Origin of the sequence: Paenibacillus sp. WLX2291 (assembly GCF_046603665.1) — a bacterium.
Classification (GTDB): domain Bacteria; phylum Bacillota; class Bacilli; order Paenibacillales; family Paenibacillaceae; genus Saccharibacillus.
In genome coordinates this window covers 5345021-5370734 of record NZ_CP176755.1, presented here as the reverse complement: position 1 = coordinate 5370734, position 25714 = coordinate 5345021, and the positions used below count along the sequence as shown (strand labels likewise).

Genomic DNA, 25714 nt, shown 5'->3' with positions numbered 1-25714 from the left:
AGATGACGTTATTGCCAGTCATAGCGCACACCTTGGGAAATCTCGTCCAAGCGTTCCCAATTCAGCACATGCAGATTTTCCTTTTGCTTGAACAGGATGCCATCTTCTTCGAATCTCTGAATGAGACGATTGAGATGGCGCTGCGTCGTACCGATGATGGCAGCAATCTCAGAGGTGTTGCGAGTGTACAATTCTTTGCCAAATTCGCCGGGCGAGCGAGTGGAGATCAGGTACGTTGCCAATCGTTCTTCCACTGAAGTGAGCAGATTGACGCGCGACGCAATCGTGCAGGTGTGCAGTTTGTAGGCGAGCTGACGTAGCATTTCATTGAGAAACCGATGATCCTGCATCAGCTTCGTATCTACTGTCTTGCGATCGATAAACAGCAGGGTACACGTCTCGGTTGCCTGTACGAGCGACTGCACATCCAGATGCTGGATCAATTCCAGATCGCCGAACAGTGACAACGGATGGCAAAAGCGCAGCACGAGCGACTTACCTGTCTCCACGCTGGATGATACGCGCGCCTGACCTTCGACGAGCAGATAGATGCCATCCAGTGCATCGCCTTCATCCAGAATGATCTCGCCTTTGTCGTATTCACGCAGCTGCATGTTCAGCGATGTATGATCTGTAAACACCGCATCCAGCTTGTACGTATAAATAAAATGCTCCATTCGCGGTGCATCGGTATAGATTCTCATCGGCATTCTCCTTTGTGGACATCGGTCCTCTTATTATATCGGAATCTGCTATATCATAAAAAAGAGAGCAGCACATAGAGAGAAACAGGGAGGATTAGAAAATGAAATTTGTATTTGATCTGGATGGAACGATTTGTTACCGAGGGCAGCCGCTAACACCACCGATGATTGCTTGTCTGGAATCGCTGCGTGCGGCTGGGCATGAAGTGATCTTCGCTTCGGCGCGTCCGATTCGGGATCTGCTACCGATGTTGCCGAAGTGTATGCACGGCTACGGGCTGGTGGGCGGCAATGGCGGATTCGTGCATCGGGAAGAGATATCGCTGTCGGTGACCTATCTTGATCCGGCGATCACGACATCCATACTGAAGACAATGCAGCAATATGAAGCGGACTATCTGATCGACAGCGACTGGCATTACAGCTATTCCGGCGATCCGCTCCATCCGATTGTGCAAAATATTGACCCGCATAAACTGGCGAACAATATCCCATTGGAGCAGCTCGGGAATATTGTGAAGATGGTCATCCTCAACAGCACGGATACTACGAAGGTGCAGGCGGCGCTAGAGCAATTGCCGATTGTGATATACAAGCATGGCAGCGAGGAGATCATCGACATTAGCCCGCAAGGTATCGATAAATGGACAGCGTTGCAGCAATTAGGCGTGCAGAGTGGAATGTTTATCGCATTTGGCAATGATGCCAACGATATTCCGATGTTCCGCCATGCGGCGTATTCCGTCTGCGTAGGCGATCATGCTGGATTGCTGGCGCTTGCGACCGATCATGTAGCAGCGGTAGAGCAGCAAGTCATTTCTACCATTTACGAGATTGCCAATACAGACCGCCTTGCGCACATATTATCCCGTGTATAGCTTCCGATAGTCGAGCGGCGAGATGCCCGTTTCTTTTTTGAAAATTTGCGAGAAGTACGATTGCGAGTTGCAGCCGACCATCTCGGCAATATCAGCGATGGAGGAGCTGGTCGATTCCAGCAGGAACTTGGCAGTATTGATGCGTACCATATTCAAATATTTGACCGGGGAGACACCATACGTTTTTTTGAACGCATGGGCAAGATAGTATTTGTTCATATGCACTTCCCCGGCGAGCAGATCCAGCGTGATCTCGCTTTTGAAATGTAGATCAATATAGTTGCGTGCCTGTGCTAATTCGCGCTGGACCTTGCGTGCAGGCACGACATGAAGTCCTGCCACCACCTGCCGCAGCACCAGTTGCAGCAAAATATGCACTAGATTTTTGCAAATATCGTAATACGCTTGCTGTCGCCCCGTATACTCCTCGAACACATTATGCACATAGGACAAAATCTGCTGCCCTGAATCGTGCATCGTCACGTAGGCAAAAGGCTGCTCCCGCTCCACCAACAGCAATCCGCTGATGCCGATCACTACATATTCCAGCGGTTGCTGGGGATCAGATAGCTCCGTATGCTCCACATTCGGATTGACCAGTACAATATCGTTTTTGCGAATCGGAAATTGCTGTTCCTCGACTAGAAATTGCCCAGCTCCACTCGTTACATAGAAAAATTCCAGAAAATGATGACAATGCTTGAGCGCCATCCAGTTGTCTTTGTCCGCATCTGACCGATTGACATAAATCAGCTCGGCATTGCGAAACGAATCCATATCCATCGCGGTAGCCTGCTTCAATCTCTCCATGATGTGCCCACACTCCCCTGATCCTTCATTCCACGACTTGTATGCTGACATGTAGCGACCTGTTGGTTCACATTTTATTGCAGATGAAGCACTTTTTAAAGCAATAAACCTAAAATTCAGAGCAATAAATTGAAATTTTCAACAACGCCGAGTTCGTATAATGAAGGTATCCGCTCGTTGCATGTCAATCAACCTGCGGCAACGGGAACGGCTCACGTATGATATGGCAATGTCGTTACCATCATCACGACAATTCACAACGGAGGGATGAACATGGGGAACAAGTCGGTTCGCACCCGACCGAAGCGGGCAACCGCGCCAACTACTACGGGTAAGCAGACCAGATTGACTGCACCACGCAAAAAAGGTCGCTCAGGAATCATCGTCGCCACCATTCTGAGCGCCGTACTGCTATTGACGGTTGTGTTGACGGTACGCGCGCTGGATAATGCCAGCAGCAAGGTGGCAGTCATCAACGGCTCCGAGGTGACCGATCAGGAATTGTCCTTTTATATGCGGCAATTGCGTTCTCAGGTGCAAAATGAATGGCAACAGCGTCACGGACAGATCGTAACAGCACAGGACTGGACTATTCAGCAAAATGGGCAAAGCCCACTGCAACTGCTGCAACAGCGGGCGCTAGATGAGATCAAGCGAGACAAGGCACTGCTGCTCACCGCGCAAAAGCAAGGTCTGATCGGCGGCATCAGCTACGCCGACATCACCGCCGATATGGAGCAGGAGAATCAGCGCCGCGCTCAGGATATTGCCAGCGGTAACATCGTGTACGGACTGTCCTCTTTTACCCCGGAATCGTATTATTCCCATCTACTTACCGCATTGCGAACCGAACTGAAGAAGCGGCTCGGTCAGCAAGACGGTGATCCGCTGTATGTGAGCGATGACGAGGTGCAGCAGTATTTTGACCAGCATCCAGAAGATTGGACAGCTGGGGTATCCAAGTATGAGCTGACCCGATTGACCGTGCCTGCCGATCAGCAGCACAAGACGAATCTGCAACCGCACCTGTACGCTGATATGCAGCGATTAAGCTTTGTGCAGCTGCAACAGAAATATGGCGTGCATGATTCGGAAAAAGTGACCCTTTCGCCAGAGGGCAGTATTTCACAGGCATCGTATAACAATGAACTGATTAATCAATTACAAACAGCTACCGATACAAAGGCGCCGATTCTGATCGAGACGTCCAAAGGGTTCGAAGTGTACCGTCTGGATCATACCGCAGTCGACAAGCAGGCGGCGCTGCAAACGTACAAAGTACAAATTGCCGCAACGTTGCAGGAGCAGCGACTGGATGCGTATATCCAGCATCAGCAGCAACAGCTGGCAGTAACGCTGTACCCGGATCAGCTGCATATGGTACTGGCTTCGTTTAGCTGAGTTATCTGTTGCGTCATTCATTCCCATTGCCCTTGTTCATTCCGTACTGTGGATCTCATGATGCTTCCTTCGAGAAATACAGCATCTACCTGTACGCAATGCCCTGAAATACAAGTTGAATACTGGAGGTTGATTATGCTTACAGCGTATAAATCGTATATTCACCTGTTGCTTGTGTTATTGTTGTTACCTTGGTTTCCGGTACATACATCCGCTGCCCAGACCGTTCCGGCAGCATCGTCATCCACCGAGCTAGCAGGCAATCTGCCCAATCCGTATGGCGGCACTGACTACTATCTGGATGCAACTGGTGGTAAAGATACCAACAACGGTACATCCCCAGATACGGCATGGCAGACGCTGAGCAAAGCAAGCGCCACAACCTTTCAGCCGGGCGACCGCATTTTGCTAAAATCCGGCGAAGTGTGGCAGGATCAGCAGCTCTGGCCCAAAGGCTCCGGTAGTGACGGCAAACCGATCACCATCGACCGTTACGGCGATGCTACGCTTGGCAAGCCGTATATCGCCACCAATGGCAAGGTGAACAATCCAGTCACGTATACCGGCGGCACCTTTGTCAAAGATAAGAACAAGGTCGGTCTGACCGGCGCGGTCGTGCTGCGTAATCAGCAGTACTGGGCAATCCACAATCTGGAGCTGTCCAACGACGATGATTTCAATACCGACATCAACGTCTCCGCCAAAACGAAATCGGTCGTTCGCGACGGCATCTCCATTTCCATCAATGCAGATCTGCTGCAAGGCACCGACAAAATCATGGACTATTTCCGCATTAGCGACAACTATATCCATGACATCGACGGCCCAACCGATTGGCAAAATATCCATTACGGCGGCATCGTCTTCCAAGTATTCGGCGAGAAGAGCTACAAAGATTACGACAAAAGCGCCTACTATTTCAAAGATGTGCGCATTGAAAATAACCGTTTCGCCAAAACGGAGCTGCATGCGATTGAATTTGCCTTTAACTGGTTTTACGACCGTGACAGCAGCGCTGGCGAATATGACGAAACTGGCAAATACCACGAAGGCTGGGAGCAGCTATGGGTACGCAATCGCGATCTGTACAGCCGCGATGTGTACATCGGGCACAACTATGCCGAGAATATCGGGCAAGGGGCGATCCAGCTCGCTAACGCCAAAAATATGACGGTCGAATATAACGAGATCAACGGATATTTGCAGCGCTACAACGCGGTGTCCTGCGGATTGTATCTATGGGCAGGTGCTGATTCAGTTATGCAGTACAACGAAGTATACGGTGGGCCATACGGCGAATATGACGGCACCCCGTGGGATTTGGAATATACCAACTTCAACGTAACGTATCAGTATAACTATTCTCACGATAATGCCGCTGGTTGGATGGCGTATATGGGCAATAGCTCCAATTCGGTTGCACGCTACAATCTGAGCGTGAACGACAACGGCGTCATTGTGAAAAACATGCTATCCACCAACTATTCACCGACCTATTTCCTGAACAATGTATTCGTATACGATGCGTCCAAAATGGACTGGTTCCATGACGAAGTGTTCAAGGATACCGTCTATTTCCTGAACAACGTCTTCTATAACACGTCCACATCCGAGCCGACCAAATGGTATCGCAAGGACGGTGCGCTCAACAATGCCGTTTTCTCCAACAATGCGTACTATGAAGCAGGCGGCGTGCATTCCGCGCAACAGCCGCAGGATAAGCACGCAGTGCAAGCCGATCCGCAATTTGTCGCGAACCCGCTTGATTACAAACGTGGCAATGGCGTATTGAATATCGTAGATTCGGCAGCTAATTTTAAACTGAAAGACACATCGCCGTTGATCGATGCTGGACGATATAACGTCCATGTGGGTACTGCCGATTTCTTCAATAACCATCTGTATTATGGCGACAACATGGACATCGGTATCTACGAAGCACCGATTGGTAACAAAGTACAATCTCCAGTCGATACCAATCCGATTGAAAATGAAGGCTCGGAAGGGCGCACCAATCTAGCACTTGGCAAGTCGATCACTGCCAGCACGACCCACCCGGCACCGGGATTGGGCGCAGACAATCTAGTCGATGGCAAAAAATCGACCCGCTGGGCAAGTGCCGACCCGGATCAGATGAGCTATCCGATCGATATTACGATCGACTTTGGACAACCGACGACCTTTGACGAGGTATATTTGGACGAATTTACCGATAGTGGCACCAATGCACGTATTGCAGAATATGAGCTACAACAGTATGACGCTACGTCGGATAGCTGGACAACATTTGTGACACAAAGCAACGGTATGGGGCATGATGTGAGCCTGAAGGACTTCGGTTCTATTACTAGTAGCAAGCTGCGTCTGCATATTACGAAGCAAAAGGCGACCGAGCAATGGACACCGACGATGACCGAGATTCAGGTGTACAACAACAGCACCGGTGGTCCGGTTAAGCAGCCGACTACATCGGTTACTGCCGCCACGTATGATAAAAATGCTTCACTGGCGGGCAGCACCAATAATGTCGTCAGTTGGACACTCAACGACGACGGTGATACCCTGACTGGCATTCGTTATATCGGCACCGAAGGCAATGTGCTGGGCAGTCTGGACAAGGACACGGATTACACCGTTTCCGGCAATGCGTACACCGTAACGAACAGCTTCCTGAACAGCCGTGCTATTGGCAAATCTGGATTGCAGCTAGAATTTGCGTCCGGTGCCACGATCAAAATCGCTCTAACGATCATCGACTCGACCGAATTGGAACATGAAATTGCTTCCGCTCGCAAGCTGGAGCAAACTAGCACATTAGAACAGGCAATCGCCGATGCACAAGCCGTACTGGATAAAGCCAATCGTACCGTGCCTGGCTCTGGAAATGACTCGATCCAGCAAAGCGATCTGGATACAGCAACCAGCCAACTGCATCAGGTCGTCGAATCCCAGCCAACCCAACCGCCAGCGGAAACCCCGCTGGCTTCCGGGGTTCCGGGAACGCCCGTCCTGTCCAGCAATAGCGGCAATGACAATGGACTACACGGCGGCGATTATCAAGTACAAATGAATATGTGGTGGGGCAATAATGGCTCCACTTATACGTTGTACGAAAATGACAAACGTATATCCACTGGCAAACTGAGCGATCATTCGCCCTCTGCTCAGCAGTTCAGCCAATCCTTTTCCGGTAAAGCCAATGGCTCGTATACGTATGCGCTGGAGCTGACTAATAGCTATGGCACGACCAAAAGCCAGCCGCTGACAGTCAATGTGACCGATGCAGCACCCGGTAAGCCAGTACTGTCCAGCGACAATTGGGACGGTGACGGTAATTACCAGCTGAACACGAATCTGTGGTGGGAAACGAATGCGACCGAATACCGACTATACGAAAACGGCAAACTCGTGGACAAACAAGAGCTAAAAGCAGCCACACCACAGGCGCAAAGCGCCATCTCCGGCATATCTGGCAAAGCGCCGGGTGACTATGTATACACGGCAGAGCTGGTAAACGCCGCCGGTGCGACATCCAGCGAGCCACTGACCGTAACAGTCACGCATTGATGAGGTATGTTTGCTTGGAATCATAAGTAGCCAGTATACCCCGATCTATCCTTCAACTGCGCCATGGGCGGAGAATGTAGGATCAATCGGGGTATTTACATATTTTCATTCTCAGATACCATTTGGCAACCACCAACCACCAACCACCAACCACCAACCACCAACCACCAACCACCAACCACCAACCACCAACCACCAACCACCAACCACCAACCACCAACCACTATAATTATTCCTGCATGCTTGGCTATCACGCTTTACTGAACTTTAAAAGAAGCCAACTTGCTTGTCAGTGACTCGATGTCTACAATCAGGATATAGACGAATACATCATAGATACAACAGACACAGCCGTGCCATCGAAGCCCAATGCAATGATCAACTGGAGGGATTATGTATGAACAAGAAACGTCTGATCGACCTGTCAGTCACGCTACAAACGGGCATCGCTTCTGACCCGCCCAACGGATTGCCGGAGATCGATTACATCAACCATAAACAAGGTGCACAGCAGCTGGCAGCTGGTTTTCCAGGCTTGGACGTGCAGGACTTACCGGGACAGGAAGGCTGGGCAATTGAGCAGCTACGTGTAACGACTCATGTGGGCACGCATGTAGATGCACCGTACCATTATCGCTCGGTGACTAACGATGGGCAGCCGATGATGACAATTGACGAAATTCCGCTGGACTGGTTTTACGGACCGGGTGTGAAGCTGGATTTTCGCCATTTCCCGGATGGATATGTGGTCCATGCACAGGATGTGGAGCAAGAGCTGGCGCGCATCGGTCATGAGCTACAACCGGGCGATGTGGTGCTGGTGAATACGTCTGCGGGTGAGCGATATGGTGAGGATGATTTTATGCTTCGTGGTTGCGGCATCGGGCGCGAAGCGACACTGTATTTGACAGAGCGTGGGGTACGATTGGTTGGCACGGACGCGTGGAGCTGGGATGCGCCGTTCAGTCATACCGCCCGTCGTTATGCGGAGGAACAAGACCCGTCCATCATCTGGGAAGGGCATTATGCTGGTAGTACGATTCCATATTGTCAGATCGAGAAACTGGCGAATCTGGATCAGCTACCACCGAACGGATTTCAAGTGATGTCGTTTCCGGTGAAAATACATAAAGCGTCAGCAGGCTGGGCAAGGCCGGTGGCGTTGTTGGAAGATTGATATATCCTTGGTAAGCATACAGAATGGTAGGCAGCGAATGGTAGACTATTGGTTGTCTATCTGGATATTGTCATTCTCCGAACACATCCCAAAAAACCCGCCAGATCAGGGTGAATCCCCTTAATCTGGCGGGTTTTGCAATACAATAGAATGAATTACATGACAAACATGATGATTGTATGCTTGTCAGAAGAACTGCGTGTATACATGTATTACGCATTACTCGTTCGCAACTGCTTAAGCAACAGCGGATAAAACACAATCCCGCTCACAATCAGCAGCACGCCGAACCAGAACGTTTTCCAATCTGCCGTTCCAGCGTAGATCACCCATACCGAGTAGATCGTCGCCAGCCCCGCGATGATCCCATCACGTACACGACTTTCCTGCGCACCGTAGCTCTCGCCCGTAATGACCAGACGCAGCTGATACAGCGCGGAGATCAGATACGGCACCAGATACGCCAGCGTTGCAATCGCGATAATAAAATCAAATGCTTGCGAGATCGAGCCGGAGATGGTGGAGAAGATCAGCAGCTGACCGAGGATATTGGAGATCCACAGTGACAATCGCGGCATACCTTTACCATTCACATCGCGGAACGGACGCAGGAATACACCCTGACGCGCCGCTTCATACGGCACTTCCGCACTGAGCAGCACCCAGCCGATGGTGGAGCCGATCAGACTAATCAGTCCCAGTCCCGCTAGCAAATAACCGCCAGTCGGTCCCATCACTGCTGCCATTGCATCGACAAGCGGATTTTGCGATTGCTGCAATTGATCGCCCGGCAGCAATCCCATCGTCAAGATGCTGATTCCTACATACAGCGCCAGCGCAATGATCAGACCGACGATAGTGGCACGTGCGACATCCTGCTTGCGTTTAGCACGGGCAGCGAATACCATCGCCGATTCTACCCCGATGAACGCCCATAACGTTACAACTGCCGCACCATTTACCTGCGATAGCAGCCCAACCGTTTGCCCGTCATCATCCAGATGTGGCGCATTGAATGGACCGATATTCGCTTCCTGAAAAGCAAACAAGGCGATCACGATAAACAGCGCGAATCCGATAACCTTGGTCGCGGTAGCGAGGAGATTCATTTTACCCGCACCTTCGATCCCGCGTAATGCTAACGCATGCGTTGCCCACAGCAACAGCGAGCAGACGATAAAGTTCAGCGCATTGCCAGTTTTAATATCCAGCGACCCGATGCTGAACCAGACGGCACTACTTTTCATCGCCGGGATAAAGGTAGACAGATAACTGGAAAAGGTCGTGATAACCGCCACAAAGCCCGCCACATTACCGACCCAATATCCCCAAGAGGACATAAAGCCGGATAGCAATGACAATACAGGGCTGTTTGGAAACAGCTCTTTGGCATAAATTTGCGGTCCGCCGCTCAATTCTGGTTTGCGCAGTGCCAGATTGCCGAATACGAGCGCCAGCATCAGCACGCCGAATCCGGTAATGCTCCATGCCAGCACCGTACCTGCCGGATTGGATACCGCCGCCAGCGAACGCGGCAGCATAAAGATCCCGGAGCCGACCATATTGCCGACGACCAGCGCGGTCAGAATCCAGAATCCTACTCGATTGTTACTCATCTATTCAAACTCCTTCCACTTTATGCAAGCGTGTATATTTTTGCTATCATCCTGTAAATGGGAGCATTCTGCTGTATGTTCACATGATCTGTGACATCCATAGCAGCTTTGTAAAACATATGACAGTTTTCTACTATACACTTTTCTCTGGTAAAGCGAAAGAGCGTTTTTTGTGAAAATCCGTGAACTTTCTAAAATTTGAGACATGAATTGTACGTTTTCTATTGTTTTCATGTACGAATTTTGGGACAATAGAGGGCATGAGCGGTATGGGTCTGGCTGCAATAAGGGCTGGACCTGTACTGCGTTTTATTGTGACAATCGGGTGAATTTTGCATATACATGAGCAGTGGAAGGACATATGTACCCGGACGGTCAAGCTGTACACAGGCGACACCGCGGGTAACGGAAAAGAGGACATGACAATGAATAAACCATCCATATACGGATTAACGATGGTTCAGCTGGCAGATTGGCTGGAGCAGCATGGACATAAACGCTCGCGTTCGGTGCAGGTGTGGGATAGCCTGTACAAGAAGCGGGTAGACCAATTTGAAGACATGGACGTACGTGCAGAAATTCGCGAGCTGCTAGCTGAGCATTTCAGCATGCGTACGATGCAAGAGCATGTGAAGCAGGAATCGGCTGACGGTACGGTCAAATTCTTGCTGCGCTTGCAGGACGGCAATCTGATCGAAACGGTGCTGATGCGCCAGAAATACGGACAATCTGTTTGCGTGACGACACAGGTTGGCTGTAATATCGGATGCAGTTTTTGCGCTAGTGGTCTGATTAAGAAGAGCCGTGATCTGAATGCGGGTGAGATCGTGGAGCAGATCATGAAGGTGCAGCAGCATCTGGATGCGCAGGGCGAAGGCAAACTTGTGACGCACATCGTCGTGATGGGCATTGGTGAGCCGTTTGATAACTTTGAGAATATGGTCAACTTTATCAATATCGTCAAAGACCAAAAAGGTCTCGTTATCGCACCGAAGCGCATTACCGTTTCTACTAGCGGTCTGCCGGACAAAATCCGCGAATTCGCCGATAGCGATCTGCTCGTGAATCTGGCGCTGTCGCTGCATGCGCCGAACAATGAGCTGCGCACGCGCATTATGAAGATCAACCGCGCCTTCCCATTGGAACAGTTGATGGACGCGGTAAACTATTATTTGCAAAAGACCAACCGCCGCATCATGATGGAGTACATCCTGCTGCAAGGCGTGAACGATCAGATGGAGCAGGCGCACGAACTGGCAGCTCTGCTGGCGGACAAAAAGCAAATGACCAGCGTCAACCTGATCCCGTACAACCCAGTCGATGAGCACAGCCAGTACCAGCGTAGCAAGCAGGAAGACATTCTCGCTTTTTACGATGTATTGAAAAAGAACGGCATCAACTGCACGATCCGCATGGAACACGGCACCGACATCGACGCCGCCTGTGGTCAACTGCGCAGCAAGCAGATGAAAAAAGCCGAGCGCAGTCGAGACAATGGTTCGACCACGCTAGTTAGTGGATAAGCAAAGAGTTCAACAAGTGATCGATTGAAGCATTGTCTTGATGATGTCAGTCAATAGATAGAATGTAGAATATATCGTTTTTGCGAGTTTTTGAAGAAGCACTCTGTTCAGTACAATCTGAATGAGAGTGCTTTTTTATTTCATTTTTTGTAGACGTCTACAAAAATATTTGCGTTTGTTATATAATTGGAGCGTAGAAACGAAGCGTAATACATGGTTCTATGTTGTAGTATTTCTGTGTTAGTAATCGAAGTGAGGTGGATCAATTATGACGACAAACAAATCGGCAGTCGTTGTACACAATATTCGTAATTGGATGAAAGATAATCATATGTCTATTCAAACACTGGCGACGAAAGCTAGTATTAGCAAATCGCTGCTGGGACATATTTTAACCGGACAACGTAAGCTTCAGGATGATGTGTTCGATCGGCTTGCTATTGCTATGGAAATGCCACGTCAGCAATTGGAAACAGCAGTGCCATTAGAGCAACATCATGGACAATACACATTAAATCTGCGCGGCAAAGCTGATTCTCGTATTGCCAAGCGCCATCTGCGCCAGCTGTTACTAGCGGTGGAAGATTGTGTGGCTATGTATGAATAGATCCTCTTTGTCAGTGGAACGTATTGGTGAAGCTTTTGCCGGACAGGTATTATATGATTATTTTGGCGCTGATATTTTTATCGGATCGGGTATTGAGTTGAAGCTGAGTGAGTTGGCTTCTGTCGTGTATCAGGATGTAGATGATGCAGATTATCACGGGGCGACTATCGTTTATCCATCTGGGCAGACCTTTGTAGCCTTGAATACAAATGATTCACTGCGGTTACGGTATTTTACGGCTGCGCATGAACTGTGGCATGTATTGGATCTGGGCAATGTGCTGGACGAGCATGTAGATCAGGAGCAGGTAGCAGATCGTTTTGCCGCTGCATTGATGCTGCCTGAGCCGCTGATGCGAATGCTCTGGGGACGTCTACAAAAGGATACAGATATCCAAAAGCAGATCCTGCTTATCGCTGATCTATCATGTATGCCCTATCAAGCTGTTGCTAAACGACTACTAGAACTCAAATTGATACGCAATCATGAGTGGATCGATTGGAAGGAAGCACAGTGGATACAGTTGCGTCAGCATCTGAATTATCCACGAAGTCCGCTAGATGTTGCGCAGCATCTGAGTCGCTTTCACGCATATGAGCAGGTGATGGAGCAGCGTATTCGTGAACATACCGCTGATTATTTGACCGCTGCGTCCAAATTGGCACATACATCGCCAGATCAAGCGGCACAATACCAGAAGCTCGCATCTGAGCAGCTTCAGCAATTTCAACAGGATGTGGAGAATGACGATGAAGCGTGAAGGCAAAGTCTTTTTGGATAGTAATATCATTATGCTGGCAGCTAGTTTTCATACATATGATGTGATTGGCTGGATCAACACACTGTATGATCACATTTATATCCATGCTACCGTGTTGAGTGAATTGTTGATCGACCCTGCACGTTCAGCAGCGCTACAAATGATCAGGCAGGGATACTGGCAACTATTTGATCCAGATAATCCGCAGCATGTATCTGATGAAGGGTATATGCTATATGAGCAGTATGTACACGAGATGGACGCAGCTTTTCGCCAATTAAATATCAAGAAACAAGCGCAAGGTAGAATGGTAAAAAGCACTGCCGATCTAGGCGAAAAAGATTCAATAGCAGTGGCATTATTACTCTGTGCTCGGATTATTTGTAGCAATGATTATGATATTGGTGAGGTGATTGCGGATCGGCAGTTGACCATATTTACTGGTGGAGAAGGAGAGCCGGAGTTGCTGCTGCATGATACACTGGAGGACTTTTGCTACTATGTAGTGCGTCATCAAGTGGCAGAACGTAGTAACGTTCGAAAGTTTTTCAAATGTAGTATTCAGACAGATGAACCGAATCGGCAGCGTCAGAAACTAAGGCGGTTGGATCAACGGTTGCAAGCTTTGGAATAGATGTTTATATTTGTTTGAAGAACTAACTGTAAAGTAAGTACATAGTAGCTTGATAGGATAAATGATCAAAAGTAATTTGGTAGACAGAGAACTGTAGATGCACAATAATCCACATCGTCTATCCCCTTACTGCGTATAGCCCTAAGCCACCGCGCGACATCGCTGGTGGCTTTTTTGCGTGATTAGTTACAAACTTGTCTGCTGCGCAAACGTAAAATTCTGCTAAGATAGTACAAAAAGCGACATCAAAGGATGTGAGGTCTTGTCTGCGGATTCCGGTTTTGCCTGGCTGCGCCAGTCTTCTCTGATATTACGACGGTTATCGATCAAGCACCGCCTGCTGGCGGCTTTTCTCATTACTTCGATTCTGCCAGTGGGGATTGTCGCCTTGTATTCCAATCAGATTTATGAAGCATCCACAACTGCCAAGATCAGCGCCACGTCTACCCAGACGCTGGATCAGCTATCCCGCAACATTTCGCGTGAGCTGGAGCAGTACGAGACGCTCAGCGAGAATATTATTATTAATAGCACGATTCAAGACGGGCTATCCCGCTATGACCGCCTCACCGATTATGACAAAAATCAACTACAAACCCGTATCCGCAATCAGCTTGGTCAACAGATTTTCAGTCTGAGCAATCTGTCCAGCGTCGTGATTCTGACCAATGGCGGCTCCTCGTTTTTTGATCTCGGCTACCAGTGGTATCCGGGCGATCAGCTGGCGACGGCAATGTCACGCACGACCGGCTCCCCCTATAACGCCTACTGGTCGTATCTCCGCTCCAACCGCGGCACACCGGTGCTGGCACTTACCCGTAAAATTTATTCCGAAGACAATTTGAATGTGCAGCTGGGTTACCTCGTAATCAGCTTTGACGAAAAGGTATTCGCCCGCAATATGTACCAATCGGTCAGCCTTGGCGAAGGCAGCAGTCTGTATATGACCAACAGTGCAGGGCAGGTTGTGTCCTCGTCCATGGACAATATCGCGCCGGGGGATACATTTCATCCCGAGATTGCACAGCAGGTTGTGACCGACCGTCGTCAGCACAATGCAACGCCGTTTGAAGCTAAGCTGGACGGGCAGCAGGCGCTCGTGACGAGTTCGTATATTCAGTCGGCAGACTGGTATCTGGTCGGCTTGATTCCACGCTCGTTTATCGTATCCGAATTGTATGGGCTGCGATTGAATGTGATCTGGTTTTGCCTGCTGACGCTGCTCGCGGCGGGATTGGTAGCGATGTGGATTTATGTGAGTATCAGCTCGCCGATGCGGTCGCTGTTGATTTTTGCCAAACGAGTAGATCGCGGACGGCTAGATACGCCGATTGTCCATTATGCGCATCCCGATGAGATGCAGCGGCTGACTTTGACCATTTACAGCATGGTCGGGCGGTTACAGACGTTGATTCGGCAAGTGCAGACTGAGCAGCATGCCAAGCGCGAAATGGAGCTGAAGATGCTGCAAGCACAGATCAATCCGCATTTTCTGTTCAATACGCTCAATTCGCTCAAATGGAGTGCAATGTTAAGCGGCAATTCATCGCTCACCGAAGGGATTGGTTCGTTGTCCGAGCTGCTGCGCAATACGATTCTGATGCGTGAAGAATACATACCGCTATCTCGGGAAGCAGACAATGTGCAGCATTATGGTAATATCCAGCGCATTCGGTATGGCGATTCGTTTGAGCTGCATATTCATTTGCAGCCGGGCACGCAGCAGTGTCTTGTACCCAAGTTTATTTTGCAGCCGATTGTGGAAAATTCCATTCTGCACGGCGGCGATGGCAATGGGCGACTGCATATTACGGTGAATGCGTCGATGGAACATGATGAACTGGTGATTGTGATTGCGGACGATGGGCGCGGCTTCGATCCGGTAAGCGTAGCGGCGGCACAGGAAGCAGATGAGCGATTATCTGGTATCGGCATTGGCAATGTGCATGAACGCATCGTGCTGCATTATGGCGAAGCATACGGGCTGCGCACCGACAGCAAGCTGAATCAGGGAACTCGCACCGTCATTCGGCTGCCCATACAGAGTAAGGAGGAAACCCAGTATGTATAATGTGCTGATTGTTGATGATGAACTGATCGTACGTCATGCGGTACAAACGCTAATCCGCTGGGAAGATAGCCGCTTGCAGTATGCCGGTTCTTGCGCCAACGGACGCTCTGCGCTGGAGATGCTGTCATCCACCGATGTCGATATTGTCATTACAGATATCAAGATGCCTGAGCTGGACGGCATCCAATTGATCAAACAGCTGCGTACCAGCGGATACGAAGGCGAGATTCTAGTGTTGAGCAATTACAACGATTTTGAACTGGTACGTGAGGCGCTCAAACAGGGTGCGCATGATTATGTGCTGAAACTGACGATGAACGCGGACAACTTTATGGATGTACTGCGCGAAATGGTCACCAAGCTTGACCAGCGACCCCAGCGCATAGATCGTCTGTCTATAGCTGAGGAGCATTCGGCAGAGCAAAAGCAGCACATATTTGCCAGACTGCTGAATGAATTGGTGAACGTACCATCTGGCGAACGCTATACAGCTGCTCAAACAGAACAAATGGAACACGACTGTGAGCAATTGTGGAATGGTTATTCAGCTTCTCGTCTAGTAACATTGTTCATCTCTCTGCCGGAAGCGCCGCATGAGCCCAGCGCCGAAGTTGGATTGGTGCAGCCATTCACACGTTTGTTGCAGGAATTGTTTGCTGGAGAACAGGTGCTGTTGGCGAATATAATGGACACGTCGCTGGTGGCGATGATCACTGCCGGTAGTGAGTTAGATGGTATGTTGCAACAGTTGTTGGAGCGCTTTGTCAGTATGGTTGGTATGTATTACAATGTGCGGCTGCATGTCCTCTATGCAACTGGCACAGTGGAAGTTGAGAGCGTGGTAGGGCAATTCCAGCGATGTTTACACTCACAGGAGGCTACAGAACACGGGAGTTTATCAGGTGATGCCGTGCTGGAAGCATCAAAAGTGCAGCCGCAAGCATCACATACGCTTGCCTCTGATCCAACGGTGGGGTGGAGCCACTACAGTACATCGAGCAATACCAACGACCAACCTAGCCATCTATCCAATCATCTATCTGGTAACGTATCCAATGATCCATCTGTTGATGTTGAAGACGAATCGGCGGATACGCAGATGGATGCTCACACGTCATCGATACCTAACCATCTACCTGCTACCCAATGGCGTGCGGAGGTTCGGCAGGTGGTGAGCTATCTACAGCAGCACTACGCCGAGCGCATCCATCTTCCGGAAATTGCCGCCCGTGTTCATTTGTCCGAAGCGTATCTATGCTCTATCTTCAAAGCCGAAACAGGTAAAAGCATCCTCACCTGTCTCAACGATATTCGCATGGATCGCGCCTGTGAGCTGTTATCTTCCGGCAATATGCTGGTCAAAGAAGCCGCTGCTGAAGTCGGCATCCATGATCCGTTTTATTTTAATCGGCTATTCAAAAAGCGTTACGGCATCTCACCGAAAAAAGTCAAAACAGGCATAACTTTGCCACCTCTCACCTAAACACAACACACAATGTCAGATGTAAAGGGATACAACAAAATACTTACAAATTCGCAAACTGGACGATTTTTCGCTTCAACTAAAAATCGTCCAGTTTTTATCATTATACGCATTATATTTAATAAAAACGTGCAGTTCATTCACAGGTTTTGTTCATTTTTATATCATCGTTACCCAACTATAATAAAACACATCACAGCATTCGCTTCTGTCGGAATAGCAGAGCGGATGTCTATATATCATATGATGGGGTGAACACATGGGAGTATGGACAGGTTGGAAGGCGGGCGCAGCGCTAGTATTGTCGGTTTCGCTATTGGCAGGCTGTGGAAGCAACAGCGGGCAATCGTCGGCAGGCAAGCAGTCGGGAAGTAGCGAATTTGCTGACCCGGAATTGAATATCGCGGTATTTCAGGGCGGATATGGACGGGAATACTGGGATAAAATAGCCGAGGCATTTATGGCAGATCATCCGGGCACGACGATTAACATTACCGCCAGCCCGAAGATTGCGGAGCTGGTACGACCAAAGATTGTAGCGGGCAATCCACCTGATCTGATGTACATTTCCGGTAGTGACAATACGCCGATCCTTGACGGTCTGATCAAGGATAACGCGCTGACTGACCTGACTGACGTATTCGAAGGACAGGCAGAGGGCGGCAAGGAAAAGCTAGCTGACAAAATCTTGCCGGGCGTGCTGCAATCGCGCTCTATGTCGCCATATGGCGATGGCAAAGTGTATCTGGCACCGTTCAACTTTGGCGTGATGGGATTGTGGTACAACAAAAATCTGTTTGAGCAGAAGGGCATCACCCCACCGAAGACATGGGATGAGCTGTTCGCGCTCAACGCAACTGCCAAGCAGAACAACCGGGCGCTGTTTACGTATCAGGGGCTGTATCCGGGCTATCTGGAGGAAATGCTCGTTCCATCCATTTACAGTCTAGGTGGGCAAAAGGCGCTGGATCAGTATTTTGATTATGATCCAACATTTTGGAGCAGCGATACGTTCAAGCAAACATGGGGATTGCTGGACAAGATTGCCAAAGAAGACAATGCGCTCATGTCAGGTACAGTAGCACTGAATCATACGCAGGCACAAACGGCGTTCCTGCAAGGCAAAGCGATGTTCATTCCAAACGGTACATGGTTTGAAGATGAGATGAAGGATGCACCACGTGAAGATGGCTTCCAGTTTGGCTTCCTTGGCGTACCAGCATTCAGCGACGGCAAACCGACAACTGCAATGACGAGTGTGGAACAGATCGTCATTCCGGCAAAAGCCAAAAATCCAGAGCTGGCGAAGGCATTTCTGAAATACCTGTACACCGACGACAGCATCAAGCTGAATGCAGAGCATTCCAAAGCTGTACTGGCAGTCAAAGGAGCGCCGGATCTCGCCAAGCCTTATATTTCCGAGACGACCTACAACGTCTACAAAACGGTTGATGATGGCATCGTCGCAGTCAATGGCACATTCAAATCAGTCGCCAAAGGCAGCAAATACAATCCGAGCGAGGAAGTGTACGTACCGATCTCCTCGATCATGAACAAACAATTGACGCTGGATCAGTATGCACAGCAGATGACGAGTCTGTACACCGAACTGGGCAAGGAGCTGCAAACGACGAGTCCGTAAGCAACCGTGTCGCAAGTGCATAGTGTTTGCACAGATACACTAGTTAGGCTAGTTGGTATATGGCGCAATCATGCAGTCGTACAAGCCATGCAGAGCGTTGGCTGTTGAAGATGAGACGTGTAAAGGGCAGCTAGACTGCCCTTTTTGTAGGAAAGGAGTCAAAAGGGATGAGCATGAAAGCGAGGCGACAGTGGTTTTTGCTGTTTTGTTTGCTGCCGGGGTTGACGCTGTTAGTATTGTTCAAGCTGTATCCGACGGTGGAGGTATTTCAGAAGTCGTTTTATTTGTGGACGGGAATTGGGGATACGCCGCAATGGATCGGCTTGAAGAACTTTACGGATTTGTTTCACGATGCTGTATTTTTAAAATCGCTACGCAATACGGGCTTTCTGATGCTGGTAGTGCCTGTGATCACACTGACGCTGGCATTGATCAACGCTTCGATCTTGACGCGTTCCAAGCTGCGTGAGCGCAATGTGTATCGGACGCTGTTTTTCTTTCCGAGTATTTTGTCGTTTGTCGTGATTGCGATTCTATGGTCGTTTATTTATCATCCGACGATTGGGTTTCTCAATTCTGGACTGCAAGTAATCGGTCTGGGTGAATGGGCGTTGCCGTGGCTTGGTGATGAGCGTACCGTATTGTGGGCGCTGGCGGTAACGATGATCTGGCAAGCAGCTGGATATTATATGGTTATGTATATGGCGGGGATCGACAGTATCTCGCCTGATCTGTATGAAGCTGCCAATATCGATGGCGCGACAGCAGTGCAGCAATTTATCCATATTACGGTGCCGATGTTGTGGGAGATTATTCGGATTACGATCGTATTCAGCATCAATGGTGTGCTGACGATCAGCTTTATTATCGTGTCGATTATGACGGCGGGCGGACCGAACCGCGGCTCGGAAGTGGCGATGACGTACATGTACGGGCAAGCATTCGTCAATTCCAACTTTGGGTATGCGATGGCGATTGGCGTATTTATTTTTATCGTGTCCTTTGCGCTGGCGCTACTGAGCAACCGATTAACCCAGAGGGAGGCTTCCTGAGATGAATATGACCGCAGAACACAAAAATGAAAAGATCCGCAGCGAGGCTTCTGCCGGCAAACCGTTCCTTCAAACGATCGGCAAGCTGATATTGCGTATCTTCCTGCTTATTCAATCGGCGGTAGTGTTGTATCCGTTGCTGTGGAATGTACTGGCTTCATTTAAAACCAATCAGGAAGTGATGGAAAGTCCGTGGAGTCTGCCATCCAGCCTGAACTGGAAAAATTATGTGAATGCTTTTACGACAGCGCGTATCGGGGATTATATGCTCAATTCGGTATTGGTGGTCATCATGTCGATGGTCATTTTGCTAGTAGCGGCGCTGCCGACGGCGTATGCACTTGGACGCATGCATTTTCGCGGACGCAATCTGATCATCAATCTGTATATGGCGGGGTTGTTTATCGGTGGTGCTTATATTATCGTGCCGCTATTTATGATGATGAACAATCTGAATATTCTGGACAATCGCTTCTGGCTGAGTGCGGTGTATGCGACAGGCAGCTTGTCCTTTTCCGTGTATCTGATGATCGGGTTTATGAAGTCGATTCCGCGTGATTTTGAAGAAGCGGCGCTGATCGACGGGGCGGGCTATATGGGCATTCTGTTTCGTATCATCTTGCCAATCACACGCCCGGCGATTGTGACATTGATCGTATTCGGATTTTTCGATTTCTGGAACGAATACGTGCTGGCACTTACGTTAGTGACCAGCGATGAGAAAAAGACGATCCCGATCGGTCTTGCTAATCTGATGCAAATTCAGCAGTATGCGACTGACTGGGGTTCCTTGTTTGCCGGGCTGGTGATCGTGCTGGTGCCGACGGTGATCGTATACATGCTGCTACAAAAGCGTCTGACCGAAGGCATGATGATGGGCGGCGTCAAAGGGTAATCCGCGGCAACATACTCGTTTCATACTATTGTTGTAATCACAGGTGTTAGGAGGACTGCGGTTTGGGTCAATTTGAGATCAAAGGCAATGACTTCGTATATGATGAACAGCCGATACGTATTCTGTCCGGCGCACTGCACTATTTCCGTATTGTGCCGGAATACTGGGAAGATCGATTGCTAAAATTAAAAGCATGTGGGCTGAATACGGTGGAGACGTATGTACCATGGAATCTGCATGAACCGGTAGAAGGGAATTTTGTTTTTACCGGATTAGCAGATCTGGAAGGCTTCGTCACACTGGCGGGACGGCTTGGGCTGCATGTGATCGTGCGTCCCAGTCCGTACATTTGCGCAGAATGGGAATTTGGTGGACTGCCCGCATGGCTGTTACACGATCATCATTTGCGTCTGCGTACGGCTGATCCGGCATATCTATCCAAAGTAGATGCTTACTATGATGTGTTGCTACCAATGCTGCGTCCGCTGTTATGCACAAACGGTGGACCGATCATCGCACTGCAAATCGAAAACGAATACGGTAGCTATGGCAGTGATACCGTCTATCTGGAATATATTCGTAATGCCATGATCCAGCGCGGCATGGATGTGCTGCTGTTTACGTCCGACGGACCGGAGCATTTTATGCTGCAAGGCGGTATGATTCCGGGTGTATTGGCAACGGTCAATTTTGGCTCTGGTGCGCGCGAAGGGTTTGAGCTGCTACAACAGTACCAGCCACATGCGCCGCTAATGGTAATGGAGTTCTGGGATGGCTGGTTTGACCACTGGATGGAGCCGCATCAGACACGTTCGGCGGAAGATACGGCGCAAGCTGTGCGGGAGATTATGGATTGCGGGGCATCGCTGAATCTGTATATGTTTCATGGGGGAACCAACTTCGGCTTTTACAATGGGGCGAATCATATTCAGCAATATGAGCCGACGGTAGGTAGTTACGATTACGACGCCTTGCTGGACGAGAGTGGTCGTCCAACTGCTAAGTTTTATGCGGTACGGGAGGTGCTGGAAGCGTATGTGGACTTGCCGCCGCTGGAGTTGCCGGAGCATATTCCGTCGCATCGTTATGGCGAAGTGCAATTGACACAATACGCGTTACTGGATCAGCAGTTGGATGTGCTATCGACGCCAGTATACTCGTCATGGCCGGAACCGATGGAAAAGCTAGGTCAAGCGTATGGATATATTTTGTACACAGCGAATATTCCCGGCCCGCGCGAAGAGATGGAGCTGCATCTGCCGCAGCTGGCAGATCGGGCGCAGGTATGGATCGACGGACAATATCTCGGTACGGTAGAACGCTGGAATCCGAAACCACTGGTGCTGGCAATTCCAAAGGCAAGTGTGCAATTGGATATTTTGGTGGAAAATATGGGACGCATCAATTACGGCCCACTGCTGCACGATCCCAAGGGGCTAGTCGGCGGCGTCCGGCATGGCAATCAGTATGTACATAACTGGATCATTCGTCCGCTGCCACTGGATCAGCTGGACCATCTGCAATGGAGCAACTTACGCATGGCGGCAGCGTCTCCATGGTCATTTATTGCCGAGCCGACAAAGGGAACAGATTCCACTTGGACAGAACCCTATGCAGCCCCTTCCTTTGCCACAGATTCACAAGCGCCGACGAATAGCGAACTCTACCATCGCGAGTACGCACTTCAGGCTGCTCATGCTCCCGTCTTTTACCGTGGGGTGTTGCATGTGGAGCAACCGCAGGATACGTTCTTGCGGACAGATGGTTGGGGCAAAGGGATTGCCTACATTAATGGCTTCCATCTGGGACGATACTGGCAGGCGGGTCCGCAGCGTACGTTGTACATTCCGGCGCCATTGCTACGAATCGGTGATAATGAATTGATTCTGTTCGAGCTGCACGGTTGTGAGCAGCCGATTGTAACGTTGACGGATACACCGGATTTAGGTTAAATAGGAGCAACACTATGCAGGACGGAAAAACGGTAATGATGCTCCCGGTGCTTACTTCGGTAAATAGCAGCGAATTGTAGTCACGAAAGGAAGGATAAAATGAGCATATCCATCAAGGAAGCGGCTGTTGTTGCTCCTTCGGCAAGGCAATTGGCATGGCAGCAGCTGGAGTTTTACGGATTTATTCATTTTACAGTCAATACGTTTACAGATCGGGAATGGGGAGACGGTACGGAATTGCCGGAGATCTTCCATCCGACTCAGCTGGATGCGTCCCAGTGGGTGCAAGCGTGTCATGCTGCTGGAATGAAAGGGCTGATTCTGACGTGCAAGCATCATGACGGCTTTTGCCTGTGGCCAAGTCAGTATACGGATCATTCGGTTCGCAAGAGTCCGTGGCAACAAGGACAGGGTGATCTAGTGCGTGAGGTATCAGAAGCGTGCCGTGAATATGGCTTACAATTTGGCGTATACCTATCACCATGGGATCGACATGAACGCAGCTACGGCGACTCCGAAGCGTATAATGACTATTTTGTACATCAGCTGGAAGAATTGTTGACTGGGTATGGGGATATTTTTAGCGTCTGGTTTGACGGTGCATGTGGGGAAGGGCTCAATGGGAAACGGCAGGTATATGACTGGGATCGATATTACGATGTCATCCGCCGCCACCAGCCACAGGCAGTGATCTCGGTGTGCGGACCGGATGTGCGCTGGTGTGGCAATGAAGCTGGGCATACGCGCACATCTGAATGGAGCGTTGTGCCTGCTTCGATGCGGGACAATGAGAAGATTCAGGAGAAGTCGCAAACAGAAGACGATGCCGCTTTTGCCAGTCGTATCAATTCGGATGAGGACGATCTCGGCAGTCGGCAGGTCATTGCCGAAGCAGAGGAGCTGATCTGGTATCCAGCAGAGGTGAATACATCGATTCGTCCAGGCTGGTTTTACCATGCAACAGAGGATGGACAGGTCAAGGATGCGGATACGCTGATGGAACTGTACGAGCGCACCGTGGGCGGTAATTCCTGTTTCCTGCTTAATTTGCCGCCGGATCGTCGTGGTCTGATTCATGAACATGATGTGCAGGCGCTGCGGGGATTGGGAGAGCGCATCTCGCGTTATTATGAGCACGATCTGGCGCTTCATGCGCATGTACAGGCATCCACCTTTGACGACTCCCAGCATGAAGGTAGCTGCATAACCGATGGGCGGGGCGATACGTGGTGGCAAGCAGCAGAGGGAACCGAGCAGGCAACGATTGAGCTGGATCTGGGAGATGCATTTACATTTGACCGGATCGTATTGATGGAGCATATCGTATCCGGGCAACGGATTGAGCAGTTTACAGTGGACGTGTTCTCGGAAGAAGACGGCTGGCAGCAGATTCATACCGGTACGGTGGTAGGCTACAAATGTATTTGCCGCTTTTCTCCGCAACATTGTCGCCGATTGCGTATCACGATTACGGGTTCGCGCTGGTGTCCGACACTGCAATCGGTGAGCGTATATGATGCGAAGTCGCAGGTATAACAGCCGCGTATAAAAATGAACAAACAGAGATCGGCACCCTTTTGCAATAAAAAGGGTGTCTTTTTCGGATTTCATAGAGTTATTTGTACGTATGTATGTTGGTCAAACCCGCGTCAATGCTGAGCAATAAGCTAAGCTGTCATACAGCTATTCAGTTAGTGACAAAACTGTAATCCTACTAGGCGTACCGTCTGGAATATGTCAAAATAAATCGAATATATAGAAAAGACAAGTTCGGATGGAACATGTAAATGTTGGAACAAATACAAGCAAAGGAGGCGCTTATGCGCACTTTATCGTCCCGTCGCGCACGGGTGATGATAAGTATATTGATCATTGCGGTGCTGGGAGTTGCGATATTCTTTACCGCGCGTTATATGATGAGACCAGCGATCCCTTCCACTGCACAATTCATGGACAACTACATGCGCAATGCCAACGGCACAATCGCATCGTATTTACAAGCAGAACCGTCTACTGATCCGAATATCGTTGCCGGGCGGGAGGCACTGTCCGAGTCCGTCGGAATATGGATGCAGTACAATTTGTTGCAGGACGACTCGACTTCTTTTCACGAGACATATGAGCTGCTGACGACGTATTTCCTTTCGCCGCAGCACTATATTCGTTGGAAGCTTGAGGAAGATGGTACATCGCGGGTGAGTACATACGCATTGGGCGACGATCTGCGGATTGTCGGTGCCCTGCTGGATGCGTATGATCGCTGGCAGCAGCCAGAATACCTGAATACCGCCAAACAGATTACCGATACGCTCTGGCAGCACGGGCTGAATAACGGATATCTGGTAGACTATTATGATTTTCAACATCGTACCTCTGCGGATCAGTTAAGTTTGACGTATATCGATACGGCTGTCTTGGAGCAGATGCAGAAGGTGGGGCTGGCTGACGCGGCGCAGGTGGATAAGCATCTTCAATTGCTGCGCCAGATTCCGAATGATGGATTATTTTATCCGCGGTTGTATCAGGTGAGCGACGGCACATATATGTATGACAAAGAAGTCAATTTGATCGACCAGCTGATCATTGGGCTACATCTGACAGAGCTGAAGCAGCCACCACAGAAGCTGGTGGACTTTATGAAGCAGCAGTTTCAGCAGGACGGCAAGCTGTACGGGCGTTATCATGCGGCTGACCATACGCGGGCGGTAGATTATGAATCGCCTGCGGTGTATGGGCTTGCGATCTTGCTGGCACTACAAATGAATGACCGGGAGTGGGCGGATCAGCTGTATACACGTATGACGGCTTTCCGTACAGCAGACGGTCCGTATGCAGGCGGGTATGTATCGGATGGCAATACGCATGCGTTTGACGATCTGCAAGCATTGCTAGCTGAAACGTCATTGCAGCATTGATGTTAAAACATGGAGAAAAGGAAGAGA

At 49.6% G+C, this 25714-nt stretch carries 19 protein-coding genes; 16 read left to right on the top strand and 3 right to left on the bottom strand.

Annotated elements, in window-relative coordinates:
• Positions 1–8 precede the first annotated feature (8 nt).
• Positions 9–704, bottom strand: a complete 696-nt coding sequence (locus ACDE64_RS22935; protein ID WP_411348443.1) for a Crp/Fnr family transcriptional regulator — start codon at positions 702–704, stop codon at positions 9–11.
• A 101-nt stretch (positions 705–805) separates the two neighbouring features.
• Here ACDE64_RS22935 and ACDE64_RS22930 point away from each other — a divergent pair, with 101 nt between their 5' ends.
• Entirely contained in the window at positions 806–1582 is a 777-nt protein-coding gene (locus ACDE64_RS22930) for an HAD-IIB family hydrolase (protein WP_411348442.1), read from the top strand.
• Here the strand turns inward: ACDE64_RS22930 and ACDE64_RS22925 are convergent.
• Positions 1568–2392 carry an AraC family transcriptional regulator gene (locus ACDE64_RS22925; RefSeq protein WP_411348441.1) on the bottom strand — a complete coding sequence of 275 codons (825 nt, stop codon included), beginning with the start codon at positions 2390–2392 and terminating at the stop codon, positions 1568–1570. The two genes, ACDE64_RS22930 and ACDE64_RS22925, sit on opposite strands and share 15 nt — an antisense overlap.
• A gap of 273 nt (positions 2393–2665) precedes the next feature.
• Between ACDE64_RS22925 and ACDE64_RS22920 the strand changes: the two genes are divergently transcribed.
• The 3 genes from ACDE64_RS22920 (at position 2666) to ACDE64_RS22910 (ending at position 8537) form a co-directional block, all read left to right on the top strand.
• Positions 2666–3793, top strand: coding sequence for a hypothetical protein (locus tag ACDE64_RS22920; protein WP_411348440.1), 1128 nt, complete (start codon positions 2666–2668; stop codon positions 3791–3793).
• A gap of 135 nt (positions 3794–3928) precedes the next feature.
• On the top strand, positions 3929–7360 hold the full coding sequence (locus ACDE64_RS22915; RefSeq protein ID WP_411348439.1) for a discoidin domain-containing protein: 3432 nt from the start codon (positions 3929–3931) through the stop codon (positions 7358–7360).
• A 397-nt stretch (positions 7361–7757) separates the two neighbouring features.
• A complete protein-coding gene (locus ACDE64_RS22910; protein ID WP_411348438.1) occupies positions 7758–8537 on the top strand; it encodes a cyclase family protein in 780 nt (259 codons plus the stop codon).
• Between the two features lie 212 nt (positions 8538–8749).
• Here the strand turns inward: ACDE64_RS22910 and ACDE64_RS22905 are convergent, their stop codons facing one another.
• Positions 8750–10153, bottom strand: a complete 1404-nt coding sequence (locus tag ACDE64_RS22905; RefSeq protein ID WP_411348437.1) for an amino acid permease — start codon at positions 10151–10153, stop codon at positions 8750–8752.
• Positions 10154–10578: 425 nt separating this feature from the next.
• Here ACDE64_RS22905 and rlmN point away from each other — a divergent pair, with 425 nt between their 5' ends.
• From rlmN to ACDE64_RS22845, 12 genes are all read left to right on the top strand, one after another.
• Positions 10579–11676, top strand: a complete 1098-nt coding sequence (gene rlmN / locus ACDE64_RS22900) for a 23S rRNA (adenine(2503)-C(2))-methyltransferase RlmN (RefSeq protein ID WP_411348436.1) — start codon at positions 10579–10581, stop codon at positions 11674–11676.
• A gap of 268 nt (positions 11677–11944) precedes the next feature.
• The gene (locus ACDE64_RS22895) at positions 11945–12283 is read left to right on the top strand and encodes a helix-turn-helix domain-containing protein (RefSeq protein WP_411348435.1); all 339 of its coding nucleotides are present in this window, start codon (positions 11945–11947) and stop codon (positions 12281–12283) included.
• Positions 12276–13043, top strand: coding sequence for an ImmA/IrrE family metallo-endopeptidase (locus ACDE64_RS22890; protein WP_411348434.1), 768 nt, complete (start codon positions 12276–12278; stop codon positions 13041–13043). Before ACDE64_RS22895 ends, ACDE64_RS22890 begins: the two co-directional genes overlap by 8 nt.
• Entirely contained in the window at positions 13027–13677 is a 651-nt protein-coding gene (locus tag ACDE64_RS22885) for a hypothetical protein (RefSeq protein ID WP_411348433.1), read from the top strand. The genes ACDE64_RS22890 and ACDE64_RS22885 overlap by 17 nt, the downstream gene beginning before the upstream one ends.
• A gap of 262 nt (positions 13678–13939) precedes the next feature.
• Positions 13940–15748 (top strand): sensor histidine kinase, encoded by a 1809-nt coding sequence (locus ACDE64_RS22880; RefSeq protein WP_411348432.1) that lies wholly within the window; start codon positions 13940–13942, stop codon positions 15746–15748.
• Positions 15741–17231 (top strand): response regulator, encoded by a 1491-nt coding sequence (locus ACDE64_RS22875; protein WP_411348431.1) that lies wholly within the window; start codon positions 15741–15743, stop codon positions 17229–17231. Before ACDE64_RS22880 ends, ACDE64_RS22875 begins: the two co-directional genes overlap by 8 nt.
• A gap of 259 nt (positions 17232–17490) precedes the next feature.
• Positions 17491–18873, top strand: coding sequence for a carbohydrate ABC transporter substrate-binding protein (locus ACDE64_RS22870; RefSeq protein ID WP_411348430.1), 1383 nt, complete (start codon positions 17491–17493; stop codon positions 18871–18873).
• Between the two features lie 167 nt (positions 18874–19040).
• The gene (locus tag ACDE64_RS22865; RefSeq protein ID WP_411348429.1) at positions 19041–19925 is read left to right on the top strand and encodes a carbohydrate ABC transporter permease; all 885 of its coding nucleotides are present in this window, start codon (positions 19041–19043) and stop codon (positions 19923–19925) included.
• Between the two features lies 1 nt (position 19926).
• A complete protein-coding gene (locus ACDE64_RS22860; protein ID WP_411348428.1) occupies positions 19927–20820 on the top strand; it encodes a carbohydrate ABC transporter permease in 894 nt (297 codons plus the stop codon).
• 62 nt (positions 20821–20882) lie between these two features.
• Positions 20883–22772 (top strand): glycoside hydrolase family 35 protein, encoded by a 1890-nt coding sequence (locus tag ACDE64_RS22855; protein ID WP_411348427.1) that lies wholly within the window; start codon positions 20883–20885, stop codon positions 22770–22772.
• A gap of 99 nt (positions 22773–22871) precedes the next feature.
• Entirely contained in the window at positions 22872–24308 is a 1437-nt protein-coding gene (locus ACDE64_RS22850) for an alpha-L-fucosidase (RefSeq protein ID WP_411348426.1), read from the top strand.
• A 284-nt stretch (positions 24309–24592) separates the two neighbouring features.
• On the top strand, positions 24593–25687 hold the full coding sequence (locus tag ACDE64_RS22845) for a glycosyl hydrolase (protein ID WP_411348425.1): 1095 nt from the start codon (positions 24593–24595) through the stop codon (positions 25685–25687).
• Positions 25688–25714 lie beyond the last annotated feature (27 nt).

Bases quoted from the DNA above. Each gene is read 5' to 3' on its own strand.
- ACDE64_RS22915 (WP_411348439.1), top strand. From the start codon at position 3,929: ATGCTTACAGCGTATAAATCGTATATTCACCTGTTGCTTGTGTTATTG.
- ACDE64_RS22870 (WP_411348430.1), top strand. From the start codon at position 17,491: ATGGGAGTATGGACAGGTTGGAAGGCGGGCGCAGCGCTAGTATTGTCG.
- ACDE64_RS22920 (WP_411348440.1), top strand. From the start codon at position 2,666: ATGGGGAACAAGTCGGTTCGCACCCGACCGAAGCGGGCAACCGCGCCA.
- ACDE64_RS22845 (WP_411348425.1), top strand. From the start codon at position 24,593: ATGCGCACTTTATCGTCCCGTCGCGCACGGGTGATGATAAGTATATTG.
- ACDE64_RS22895 (WP_411348435.1), top strand. From the start codon at position 11,945: ATGACGACAAACAAATCGGCAGTCGTTGTACACAATATTCGTAATTGG.
- ACDE64_RS22860 (WP_411348428.1), top strand. From the start codon at position 19,927: ATGAATATGACCGCAGAACACAAAAATGAAAAGATCCGCAGCGAGGCT.
- ACDE64_RS22905 (WP_411348437.1), bottom strand. From the start codon at position 10,153: ATGAGTAACAATCGAGTAGGATTCTGGATTCTGACCGCGCTGGTCGTC.
- ACDE64_RS22890 (WP_411348434.1), top strand. From the start codon at position 12,276: ATGAATAGATCCTCTTTGTCAGTGGAACGTATTGGTGAAGCTTTTGCC.
- ACDE64_RS22930 (WP_411348442.1), top strand. From the start codon at position 806: ATGAAATTTGTATTTGATCTGGATGGAACGATTTGTTACCGAGGGCAG.
- ACDE64_RS22850 (WP_411348426.1), top strand. From the start codon at position 22,872: ATGAGCATATCCATCAAGGAAGCGGCTGTTGTTGCTCCTTCGGCAAGG.
- ACDE64_RS22865 (WP_411348429.1), top strand. From the start codon at position 19,041: ATGAGCATGAAAGCGAGGCGACAGTGGTTTTTGCTGTTTTGTTTGCTG.
- rlmN (WP_411348436.1), top strand. From the start codon at position 10,579: ATGAATAAACCATCCATATACGGATTAACGATGGTTCAGCTGGCAGAT.
- ACDE64_RS22910 (WP_411348438.1), top strand. From the start codon at position 7,758: ATGAACAAGAAACGTCTGATCGACCTGTCAGTCACGCTACAAACGGGC.
- ACDE64_RS22925 (WP_411348441.1), bottom strand. From the start codon at position 2,392: ATGGAGAGATTGAAGCAGGCTACCGCGATGGATATGGATTCGTTTCGC.
- ACDE64_RS22875 (WP_411348431.1), top strand. From the start codon at position 15,741: ATGTATAATGTGCTGATTGTTGATGATGAACTGATCGTACGTCATGCG.
- ACDE64_RS22935 (WP_411348443.1), bottom strand. From the start codon at position 704: ATGAGAATCTATACCGATGCACCGCGAATGGAGCATTTTATTTATACG.
- ACDE64_RS22885 (WP_411348433.1), top strand. From the start codon at position 13,027: ATGACGATGAAGCGTGAAGGCAAAGTCTTTTTGGATAGTAATATCATT.